The organism is Ensifer sp. NM-2 (assembly GCF_003024455.1).
Lineage (GTDB): Bacteria > Pseudomonadota > Alphaproteobacteria > Rhizobiales > Rhizobiaceae > Ensifer > Ensifer canadensis.
In genome coordinates, this window is sequence record NZ_PVZR01000024.1 from 1 (window position 1) to 11,682 (window position 11,682).

The window sequence follows — 11,682 nt, forward strand, 5'->3', positions numbered from 1 at the left end:
GATCGGCACCTTGCGTTCGACAAAGTGATAGAGGCGGCGACGATCCGCCAGATTCAGCTGCGAATAGCTTCGTGACATCCCAAAATCTCCAAGGGGAAACCATTGAAATCATTGGCATGTCGCACTTGAAAATAGAATGTACCCGGCTACAGGAGAAAATCAGATAACATAGCTTATGGAACTTTCCGGCCATTTGGGAAGTGTTGCTTTTTGCGCCCAAACCGCCGGTTACGCAGTTGTGGATTTCCCGGTAACATTCGGCTTTGGGTTTTGCTTTCAAACGCGGATCGCCGACGGCGGTGTTTGCGTTTTGGCGTGCGTTGCGCCAATGCCAGTCACTCTCTTCACTTCCAAAATCTCTTTCCGGATTGGTCTGCGCCGGTCCCTTCGGCCTTCGACGTTTCTGGGCCACGATCTGGAGCGATGTGCTGAAGCCTTCGCTGGAGCTGTCTGTCAATCAGCGCTGAATATTCCACGCCGCATCACAGGCAGAGTCGATCATGTTCGCTTCGGTACGCTGATACGAGACGCCCACCGGAACGCCGGATCTCCCTTCGGGTTCGGAAACGCCGATCACCTCGGGGGGCGCCCCGAGGGTTCCTAGGTGTCATCGTCTTCGGCGTCGCAATCCAAACTACCCTTCACGCGCTGAACTGCTTCCGCCACAGCGGCTTCCAGATGCGAAACCTCGTCATCAGTCAGCTCCGCGAACAAGCCGCGTTTCTTTTTCGAGATGCGGCCGTTCTGCAGGCACAGCTTGACGAACAAAGCCGCCCTGCGGTTGGGCATATCGATTATATCGGTCAAAGCCGTGTAGCCGGCGTCGAAATAACGGATGTAGTCGAGTTCCTCCTTGAGGTCTTTCTGCACCGTCTCGGCGATCTTCTGATAGATGAATTCCACCGATGGAGTGACATCGAAATATCGATAGAGGTGGGCGGTGTCGTTCCTGACGACGATGTTGTGGTCCCTGTCCCATCCCCAGTCCGTTCTTTCCAATGCGGGACGCGAGAACGTATCAAGTGTGGCCTCGTATGCTTTTTCGTCACGGACGATGGCGGCGGATACCGGGAAGAGAAAGTCGGGAGGGGTGAAGCCTTCTCTGGACAGGACGTTGTGGATCAGGAAGCGGTGTATTCGCCCGTTGCCGTCTTCGAACGGATGTATGTAGACGAAAGCGAAGGCGACAACGGTCGCCGCGACCACAGGGTCCGACATGCCCCTGAGCCGCTCGGTCAGTAATGACCAATCCGCCATCAGCGGTCCGACATCCTCGGGTTTGGGGCAGATGAAATGGACCTTTTCAAAGCCGGGGCCGATCGTCTGCCCGACGAAATTCTGGAAATCGCGGAAATCGTTTGCCGCATATCTCGGATCGACGATCGTATTTTGCAACTCGACGAGATCGCGTTTGCTCGCCGGGTCGAAAGCCGCGGTATTCCTTAGCGCGGTAACGAAGCGTTCTGCTCTCTGCGCGCTGGGCTCTTCGCGCTCGATCTCAAAGGAAGATTTCGTCTCCTTAGTGAACAGGTACTGAATCGCTCTGGTAAGGAGTGCTGGATCGCAATCGTTCACGATGTCTTGAGCCTGCCTGTTGATTTCCGATGCTCTTGCATCGGCTATCAGCCTCGTGGGACGTACGGTGACGCATAGTCCCGGCACGCCGAGCATGTTGTCGACAACCTTGTGGCGTTGTGAGAATCTGCCGGCCGCACCGATGTTTTTCTTTTCGTCCAGCGCATGGACGTAGTTCACGGTACCCGCGTCTGGCAGAGAAAGTCGTGCTCCAGTGAACCACTCATAGAGAAACCATGCCCGCCGGGCGAAGGCACCTTTTGGCTCGGCTTTGACCCAGGCTTCGATCTCTGCCGGATCGACCTTGTTCATGGTCTGGGCGATGACGCCGATGTCGAGTGTTTCATTCTTCAGAGCGAATTTAAGGTTTCCCGCAATGCTCTCTTCGGGAGCATAGACAAGGGGGTACTTTTCAATGACTCTCCCCTCTTCTACATATGTTTTCCGAGACGTCTGGCCGCACCAGGACTCGACGGCTGGCGCAGGGCAATCCAAGCCCAGACGCGTCTTCAGCCAATTCTGTCCGACTGGGAATTCGCTCATGTTGAACCCGCCCGTTCAAAAACGCTTTCGCTTGTTCAGATTCGTTTTAATTTACCTGCCGCCGTCGAAAAACGCTATACGGCCAAGCATTTCCTGACGAGCACCTTCAAAAACGCATTCGTGCGTGAAAAAACGCGATGCAAAATTGCCTCATCGTCGAAAAACGTATTCGAGAAAATTCGAGATTGTCATCAGCGCCGAACATTCTACGCCGATCACCCCCTTGTCGCAGGCGGTAGTAGGAAAAGCGGTAGACGTCATAGGCTTTGCAGCCATGAAGAAAGCAACAAAGGCTAATATAAATGGTCCGTGCTACACCGCCCACCTGTGTTGCGAATCCGGTCTGGAATCAAAGCAACAAACAGGGCGAAAATCGTAGTGCAACAGTCAGGCCAGGTATGACGCTGCAAGAACGCCTTTATTGTTGGGCCATCGATATACTCACTCACTCAGCTACAGAGCCTAAACCGCACTCTTTGGAACATCTAGGCGGTTTGTTGGCTGTTGCGTTTCAGCCTGAAACCGCATTTTCCACGACTGTGGAAAACTGCCGATGCTGCGGTTTGCCGTGTTGCGTTAGTACGGCCACTCCTCCTCCTGCCAGTGGCGGGCCGCATGGATGACGCGGACGATCACTACTGCCTCATCCGTCAGCGCGTAAGCGATTAAGTAGGGCAAGCCCGTCACTACCTTCTCGTAAGTGCCAGTCACGCGCCCCGGCCAGCCGGTGGCGAACTCACTGAGCCTGTTGCCCGCATCCTCGATGGCGTCAACGACCCGCTCGGCTGCATTCGCATTATCGTCAGCGATGTAGGCGAGAATGTTGAGATAGTCGCGGTGTGCGTCAGCCGACCAGACAACTCGCCTCATCCTTGCGCTTTCTTGCGCCGTGCTTCCGCAATGATCTGGCGCGCTTCAGCCATCGCTTGCTCGTGCGGGACGACGCGGCCAGCCGCCACGTCGGCTAGCCCGCGCTGGATGCCTTCAATGATGGCAAGCTCGCGCTCGACATAGGCCGAGACCGCCTCCCCCGCGAGGAAGGATTTGCTGCGCTTCGTCCCTTCGGCGATCCTTGTCAGCTTGGCCAGGGTGTCTTCCGAGACACGGATCGTCATCGTCGCACTCATGCTATACTCTCCGTTGTGTTTACATGTACACATTATAGCACGGCGCGCCGGTTGCGGGTCAAGGCTTGGCTGGCATTCCCCTTATGACAGCCATCGCACCGGCGTCTTTGGTGACGATCTCCGCGTGAACGGCCTCGCATGCGCGAGCCTAGAGAGGCATGCTACCCCAGTTCAGCGAGGTATTAAAAGCAACACTCGGCTCTCTCGCCGCTGCAATACTGGTAAAAGATGTTGCAACTCCTTCTCGGGCAAAAAGCAACAAACGCCTGCAAAAGAAGTATGCAACAGCAGGTTCGAACTCCGAAGGTCGGGTTCCTATGCCGAATAGGGCATCGCCTTCACTCGCTCACCCAGCTTCATTGCCGAAACCGCACTCTTTGGAACTGCCCTGGCCATTTCGACGATTGCCAGAGGGTCCCGCAATCTCCCACGGCCAATCGACGGTGAACCCATCGCCGCACGCCGAGCACTGAACCGCAGTAGGACGTTTGGGGAATGAAACTAATGCCGAGAGGCCAGTTGTTAGGCCCCTTGAGGTGACCCATCAATCCCAATGGTTGCGGTTGTGTGACGAAGCATGGGCCGCATTTCAGCACGCGCGAACCACTCCCTGTTTGAAACGCCGGCTGCGTATCTGCGCGAAATCTGGCCCGGCGCATGGGGAAGATCTGTTGACGGGGCCGGGACATTTTTGGGGACCCGAGAGGCGAAGATCGAGCAACTCCTCGGCTCTGGGGGTAGAAAGAGGCCATTGCTTTTGCGCGATTTCGTTCTGCCGGAATAATCGATCAAGGTTTCTGCATGCCTACAACCCGGTCCCGGCGACAGAAGTCTCTTCTGCACTCATCTTCGCGGACGACTCACCTCGCCTCGCAGTCACTAAAGGAACGTGAGGAGAGACTCTCGGCGGCAAAAGGACCGCACCTCGGCGTAAGACTGTGCTATCGCTTTCCACAAGTCGCTCGTTCGAGAGATCGTCGGCCAACTTCGCGTCGACACGATGATTTGATTTCCGATCTCCACCACAAAATGCCGTTTAGAATCGCGGATGTCTTACTGGATATCGAAACGCGACAGCATCTTCTTTAGCTGAAGGTTCTGTATGGCGAGCTTCTGGGAGAGCTCCAACCTCAATTTCCGGATGTCATCGTCCAACCCGACTACCTCATCGCGGAAGGTCTGCACCGGCATTGGATCCTGCAGACCGGCGACGGAACCATTTGTTGACGCATTCAATCCATGGTGCCCAAGATGTATGCGGGAGCTTCGGGTGGCTTTTCGGCTCCGCTTCAGGTCGACCGTTGGTGCAATTGCTTTGCCACGTTGTTGCGATGGCTCCGCCAACTGGATGTTCGCACTCGTTTCCTTATCCGATTTGACACGAACCTCCAGTTCGTTCGGGTCGGCGGCAGTTTCCGTTAAAGCGCCAATAGATCCGTGTGAGGCGGTTGATTGCCTGAGCGAGCCGAAATCCACCGACGCGGCGCTAAGCGCAGGTTCTGCTGACGGTCGCAACTCTTCCGTGGGGCGATCATCACTCGCAGTTTGTTTGTATTCCTCGTCACTTAGAGGGGGTTCCCCCTGCGGGTCTCGACGGGTGATGAACTCCGAAAAGAGTTTCCATGGTGATTTCATCATGCTTTCCTCAAGCAGGCGGCGCCATCGATGATGATAAGCACCGAGAGCGGGCTCTCTACGCAAGTCCGGTGACTGATTCACCAAGACAGTGTACGAGATAGCAGCGATCTCGCAAACCACTCGCCATCGTTTCGTGTTTACTTCATGTCGGAACGCATATCCGACACGGAATACCTAAAAGAGAGCGCAAGATGAACGTGGCTTGCCCGTCCACCCAGAGACGTCAGTTCGACGAGATATTTCCACGGTAATTTCATAGTCCGCTGCCAATTCGAGCAATCGCACCGCCATCATTACTCGGTCGCCTTGCAACGCCCGCAAAAACGCGATGGCGAGGGCCCATCGGGTAATTCGATTGGCCCTTCACCGAATGATCAAGCAAGACCAAGTCGCTTGCGCAGATCGGCGTTCTCAGCACGCAGTTTCTCGGCCAAGGCCTTGCGGAGCCGTGCATTTTCTTCCTCAAGCTGAAGAAGATCTGCGATATCGTCGAAAACTGGAGCCGGAGGCTCGGTCGCGGGCTTTGGGGTCTGTGTTTTTCCGGCGCCTTTGGCGGTATTCTTTGCCTTTGTCGTAGTAGGGGCCGGGGCGTCCTCCGACTTTTCTGAGCGTTTCCTGCGTCCCCTTGCTGGCTGGGCGACGTTCGCCCCCGGTGCTTCAGCGGTTGTTTCGGAAGCGACGTTCTTCGGCCGTGGCCCCCGACGCTTCTTCGGCGGCAACTCTGCCGGCGCCGTCGTCTCCGTCAGTTCGATATTGTTTTCATCTGCCATGATTTTTCCCTCTCAAGTGTATGCCTTTTTCGAACGGGAAAAGATCAGAGTCAATAATCGGACTGAATGGCGCTACTTCGTCAATCGAACCTAACGTTCAATAGATCACGATGGTGCCTAGATCGTCGGGGCTGACAGTGACGGTTCTCGGGTTTGAGTGGACAAAGGGCCGATGCGACGAAACATTGGGCCGAGCACTGGTTCATCGACCTCGCTGGCTGCTCCATAGGGGGGAAACCAGCGCAACCTTCACCGAACCGGACGTGCAACTTTCGTTATGCGCCCAGCTCTCCAGAAAGACGTGGCAAAGTCAGGCGTGACGTGGAAGCCAAGGAATTCGAATCCCTCCATCGCAGCCGTAATGCTTGTCTTTTCCGGCGACAGTTCGAGGCCCGTGGTCAGGCGAAGGTATTCGGCCAGTGCGGATTTCTCCGGATGGCATCTTCCTCCGTACCCAACACTATCACCACGAAGTCGTCGGCGTAGCGCACGGGATAGCAGATGCAGAGCCCGGCCCTGCCATCCCGCTGCCGCGCCACTCCACCACCTTTCCGGTCGAAGCGGTCTATCCAATAGCCTATGAAACATTAGAAGAGGTGACCGAACACCTTCCCCACTTCATGACGAGATTTACAACACGCAGACTTCATTCAGCGCTCGGCTATCTGAGCCCGCAGCAGATCGGGGATCAACACGTCCGGCAGACTAGCAAAACAGCGGCCTGATCACCGTCCATCCTCAGGGGCGCACTCCAAACAGGGTGAAGTTCGGATGCTGATTGACATCGTCCGAGAACGCACCAGTGAACAGATGAACGCTAGTTGAAGTGTACCCATGCGGTGACAGACGCGATCTGGATACGAGTTCCGCCCTGGCGCATGAGGACCGATGCAGCCCCTCAACGACGCACGATATCTTGCCTGTGGCCACGCCGATCATGCGACGGTCGGTCCGCGCTCGAATGCCTGGAACGATGCTCCGTAGTCCGATGGTAAATTGCGCCGCGACGGTTCGAGCGCTACCAAAGTTCAGCCGGAACACCCGTCACAGAGCGCGGAGGGGTGCAAGGCGCATCGGAACTCCAAGCCCAAAAGCAGCGGCGTGTCATATCAGAAAGAACACCTAGTAGAAGAAACGACGATGGCGAAAAGAGCCAGCAGACACACGACCGATAAGGATGGCAGGATAGAGACGAGTGTAATTATTTCCGATTTTTTTTGCTTCGCCTTCCCATCGCTTCTTTCGAGGGCGCGCAAGCAAACGGCTTTTCCCAAAGAGTTCTCGATAATTGCAGTCGTCTTTATCTACCGCGCGGGATCACGTGCTCGTTCATGTGACAGATCAGGTGATTGTCTCCTCAAGTTGCCGCGGATTGTCGCAAGGGGTGTCACTTGCATGTGCAGTTGATGATCAAGCGCGTGGGCAAAAGAATGAATTTGTTCAACTATCTGATGCGTGGGACTACTGAGAACAAAGGAAAGTCGTGCGAGAAGTCCGGTTCGGGCAGGTTGCCGCGATCGGTGTTGACGGGCCGGACAGCGTTGACGGCTGGGATGAGGTAGGTGGCCGCATCAGTCATTCCGCAGGCTTCAAGGTGGCGTTTGCATTCTAGCAAGATCTCGTCGTTGTCATCCACGCGGCCAACTTTGGCGAGGATCTGAGCCAAGGTTTGGTCCTGAGGATTTTGTGCCATCCAGTCCGCAAGCGCCGTCAAAGCCACCTTGTAACAGTCGGTGTTGAACTTTGCGGAGATCTTGGCCAACAGGCTGTCGATGAGACGATAGTCCTCCGCCTTGACGACCTGCCGGACAGTGTTGACTACCAAGAAGAGGTGTGTCGTCTTGTCGTTGTCTTCAAGGTCGAGTTTGCATTGCTGAAGGGTCTGGTCGTGCGCGGCGTCACCACGAGCGGTGAGGATCTGAGCCAAGGTTCGTTCCTGAGCATTATCATCCTGAGGATTATCTTCGAGCCATTGCTCAAGCGCATTCAAAACTACTTTGTAGCTGTCAAGCGTGCTGCCGGCCAGGCTGGTTTGGTCGGCCAGCATGCGGAAGAAGGATTGATATAGCGGTTTGGTCGGCGGGGCTGGGTCGTCGTTCGCATCGTCTAGTTCGTTGTCGTTAACGTCTTCGGCGCGTCCCGCCCCAGGAATTTGTGATGAACACATGCCGAACGGTGTTGCACGCCAAGGGATCGGTTTTATCGGGAATGCGAAGGTGGAGGGTGCGAGCGCTGTGCTTGTGCGGCCCGTCTGGTCTTCTGGGAACTGGCGTTTCTCAGCTGGTGGGCAATCATGGGCTTTATAGACTTTTCTTGCCCTGGCGCGGCGGGTCTTTGCTCCGTGTTGACAAATCCAAGTTTTGGATCCGCGATGCCAAGCAGGGGTGATTGGGTGCGCTGGCTCCAGCTGACGCGTCCCGGCTGAGCCAATTTCCGCAGCGGCCGAAACTGGGCCCGCGTCAGGAGGCAACACAGCGTTGCGATTGGACGTTGTTTCCGATCCTCGCCTATTCTTTTTCGTGCCAAGAGCACAGCCCTCAAGGCGCTGATTAATTGTGCCGCCAGGAGGCCGGAAGGATTGTCATCCGGTTTCAAGCTGACGTGTCGCTCCATCCCATGAGCAATTTTTCGTGCCCGGTGGCTTAATGATTGGCTGACATGGTCTTAAGCGACCTCGTATTTGCAATTACGTGGGGCCGGTTGGCATGCGCCAACAATTCTCGCGAGGGCTTGGCGTCCGGTCACTCCGAGGCAAGGCGGCTGAAGCAAGTGTCTGTGTACCGAGGGGAGCCTAGCTGCGTCGAAGGGACATCCAGTGTCTAGATTTGCCTTTATCCCGGCAAGTTCGCCGGTTCACGGGACAGGCCAGGTGATTACTCAAGTCCCGCGGATTGTCGCGAGGGGGCACTTGCGTGTGCGCTTGATCAAGGTAGCGGCAAAGAAATGAAAATGGTCAACTAGCAAACGCGTTCTTGTTTTCTGAAACAAAGGAAGTGGTAAAACGCTATCTGGTTTCCAAAACGAAAAGAGATCGATCCAGCGATCTCGCTGAGCCCGGTTATTTCTGGTCGCTAGGGGTAGCCATACCGACTACGACCTGGCCCTCCGCGGCTTGCTCCCCGTTGGTGTCCCTGATGTGGTCGATTAGCGCCGTGACGGCGTCCCGGAGGCGATGATCGGGATTGCGCCTGCCGGCGTTGCCGGCAGCCTGTGCGCCTTCCTGTTCGTTGGCGTTCTTAAGCTGCTCAATGCCGTTTTTGGCGCCCAGTAGGAATGCCTGCCAGATGATAGCGCCCCCGATCCGTTCGTTGACCCTTTCCACCGCGTCATGACGGGCGATGATTTCATCTGCAGTGCTACTCTTATCCGCACTGCCCGCTTCATCCTTGGCGATTTGTGTACGGGCGGCTTGTGCATCCCCCTGAAGCGTTTCGTAATTGGACCGAATTGTCGGATCGGTCGCAATCAGTTCTTTGAACCTCTCATTGGCGCGCAGGTAATCGATTTCATAGAAAGCTGCGAGCTTGTCGTCTTGATTGACCGCCTCGCTGAATATGTGTTTCAGCGCCGCAATTGGTAGTTTGTCGAGGTTAACAGCGGCTGCGCCGGGCGCATTGAAGTCCTCCATTGGTGGCTAGTTCCGGTCGTTGTAGCGGCGAGCAGATGAAGAGATGAATGAAAAAGGTTGGTTGAGAGCAAGTGAGAAGCAGGCGACGGCCGCTCTTATATAGCCAACAGACGCGGGACTTTTGTCCGAGGCAAGCTTCTGCCCCACCTCGTATTGTTCGCCCCTTTCATCTCGGTTTCAGGTCACCGTGGATCCTTGAGCGCGGGCGCGGTGCTCGACCAATGAATGGATCACTTCGGACCACGAAAAGGGCAAGGACACGTCATCCTGGGCCGAGCTTGCCGGGCTTCCCCTAAGGGGCGGCTGAGTGCTTACCGCTGCTTGTTTGAGGCTAACTGCAAGAGGAAGGCCGCGCGGCCCTCGTGCATGCAAGCGAGATGAAAGGGGCTCGTATCTGCAAATGTGGCCTGATTGTGTGAAAATCCCTCAACCAAGCTGACGTGTCGCTCCATCGCATGAGCAATCTCCGTGTCAGGTGGCGTGGTGATTGGCTGACATGGTCTTAAGCGACTTCGTATTTGCAAATGCGTGGGGCCGGTTGGCATTCGCCAAACGCTTGGCGTTCGGTCGCTCCGAGGTGCGGAGGCTGAGCGCAGTGTCAGTGCACCTGCTGATTTGTCATCTTTTTCGCGAATGAGAATGGCGGACCAGGCGCAGGATTAGTCATGTGGCAGTGAGGCAGGATTAGTCATGTGGCAGTGAGGCAGGATTAGTCATGTGGCAGTGAGGCAGGATATAAGCCGGCGTAATCTTTGTAAGTTTGTGTAAGCGTTCAAAAGTAAATATCCATACCCGTAAGTTTCTACCCCACTCGGGAATTCCGCTCCAAAACTTCCAAATGCGAGCTTTTAAAGATCAATCCGATCTGGAGCATCTTATTGTTAGACGTCTTCGGGGCGGGACGGCGTCCTGAAAGCACGATCGTTTCGCCTTTGACGTCCATGGCCCTCCCCTTCGGAGAGGCGGCGGACTTCTTCGAAGTAAGCCCGATAACGCTTTGGACCAGGTTCAACTTCTATGCCGGCCTCTGAGCACCTTTCTGATACTGCCACCACCTCGGCGAGGTCCTCTCTTCGGCGACGAGTCCGTTGTCTAGATCATTGTCCGACATGTCGTCGCCGGCGACGACGCCATAAGGAAAAGGCTCGGAACTGGTCTGTTGGCGACACCCTCACACACGGCGTCCAAGATCGCTGCTACGGACGTGCAAGGTATGCCTGCAATTGTTCTTTGCCGGGATGTGATGTTGTCTCCGGCACCTATCTGATCAGGCAAAAAAATAAGCTTTAATTGTGAGTGGGTTCCGTGACGTTTGTTTTCAGGCTGAGCATCTCCAAAACATGTTCCCCGGTTTCCGTTTCTTCAGGCGAATCTGCGGTCAGGAGGCGGTGACGGTGAAATGTTGTGGCCCAATGTTTGCGAAGAATTCGTGAGCCAATTTAGTGAAGCGCCACAGGAAAGCAGGCTTTGCTGTGCCGTAACGATCCGCGATCATCAATTGGGGTACCGGCAGTTCGCCCATCAAAGGTTTGCGGATAAGCTCCTCGCTGTCGGGGCTACCGCGTCCCACGGGGCGCATGTTCAGGATCGAAAATCCGAACCCACAGGCAACGGCGGCGCGGACGGTGTCGTAACTGCGTGTGCGAAAAGCGACCTTCGGACGCTGTCCGGTGGCGATGTCGAACAGGGTCAGCAAGTAAGCCGAAGTCTGCGGTAGGTCGAGCAGTACGAAAGGTTTTTGCACGAGATCGGCGAGGCTGACGGCAGTTTGATGTGCCAACGGGTCGGAAACATGCATGAGCGCATGTGGCGGCACACGGGCGAGCACAGCTGAATCTTCCGGAAGCCCTGTACCTATATCATAGGTGACGATCGCATCGACCATGCTGGCTTCGAGCCAGGCGAGGAGCTGGGGCTGTTCTCCCTCGAAAAGCTGGACTTCAATATCGGTGCCTTCCGTGAAACGCCGGAGCAATTCAGGCATGAACAGGGCACCGAACGGTTCGAAGCAGCCGATGCGTAGGACGGGCGGCATGACATGATTATGCCTGTCCATCGTCCTTTCGAACTCCGCTTCGGCGGCGAGCAGCCGGCGGGCCGAGGCGAGGAATCGTTCGCCCGCTGGTGTGGCAACGACGCCGCGCGATGGTCGCCGATCGAACAGTCGCGCACCCATCTCGATCTCGGCCTGCTCCAGCGCCGCAAGGATGGAGGACTGCGCAATCCTGCACTCGCGCGCGGCCGCGGCGATTGAGCCGCTTTCGGCGACGACGGAGATGTAGTGGAGCTGTCTGAGTGTCAACTTCATCATACATATTATGTAACAATTATGATCATATTTTGCATTTTATATATCTTTTTCTTTTGTGCATAGTGGCACAAAACATACAAAGGGAACGAA

General features: G+C 55.8%; 9 protein-coding genes. All 9 read right to left on the bottom strand.

Going from position 1 to position 11,682, the window contains the following annotated elements; all coding sequences use genetic code 11:
- The coding region (locus tag C6558_RS40540) for a hypothetical protein (RefSeq protein WP_210205723.1) at positions 1 to 457 on the bottom strand (457 nt) is incomplete at its 3' end.
- A gap of 143 nt (positions 458 to 600) precedes the next feature.
- On the bottom strand, positions 601 to 2,118 hold the full coding sequence (locus C6558_RS31830; RefSeq protein ID WP_107028143.1) for a Fic family protein: 1,518 nt from the start codon (positions 2,116 to 2,118) through the stop codon (positions 601 to 603).
- A 576-nt stretch (positions 2,119 to 2,694) separates the two neighbouring features.
- Positions 2,695 to 2,988 (bottom strand): type II toxin-antitoxin system RelE/ParE family toxin, encoded by a 294-nt coding sequence (locus tag C6558_RS31835; RefSeq protein ID WP_107028144.1) that lies wholly within the window; start codon positions 2,986 to 2,988, stop codon positions 2,695 to 2,697.
- A complete protein-coding gene (locus tag C6558_RS31840; protein ID WP_107028145.1) occupies positions 2,985 to 3,245 on the bottom strand; it encodes a CopG family ribbon-helix-helix protein in 261 nt (86 codons plus the stop codon). Before C6558_RS31840 ends, C6558_RS31835 begins: the two co-directional genes overlap by 4 nt.
- A gap of 1,053 nt (positions 3,246 to 4,298) precedes the next feature.
- On the bottom strand, positions 4,299 to 4,880 hold the full coding sequence (locus C6558_RS31845; RefSeq protein ID WP_107028146.1) for a hypothetical protein: 582 nt from the start codon (positions 4,878 to 4,880) through the stop codon (positions 4,299 to 4,301).
- 377 nt (positions 4,881 to 5,257) lie between these two features.
- A complete protein-coding gene (locus C6558_RS31850; protein ID WP_107028147.1) occupies positions 5,258 to 5,653 on the bottom strand; it encodes a SyrB-like regulator in 396 nt (131 codons plus the stop codon).
- A gap of 1,444 nt (positions 5,654 to 7,097) precedes the next feature.
- Positions 7,098 to 7,820 (bottom strand): hypothetical protein, encoded by a 723-nt coding sequence (locus C6558_RS31860; RefSeq protein WP_107028148.1) that lies wholly within the window; start codon positions 7,818 to 7,820, stop codon positions 7,098 to 7,100.
- A gap of 891 nt (positions 7,821 to 8,711) precedes the next feature.
- Entirely contained in the window at positions 8,712 to 9,281 is a 570-nt protein-coding gene (locus C6558_RS31865) for a hypothetical protein (protein WP_107028149.1), read from the bottom strand.
- A 1,378-nt stretch (positions 9,282 to 10,659) separates the two neighbouring features.
- A complete protein-coding gene (locus C6558_RS31870; protein WP_371412316.1) occupies positions 10,660 to 11,592 on the bottom strand; it encodes a LysR family transcriptional regulator in 933 nt (310 codons plus the stop codon).
- Positions 11,593 to 11,682: the final 90 nt, after the last annotated feature.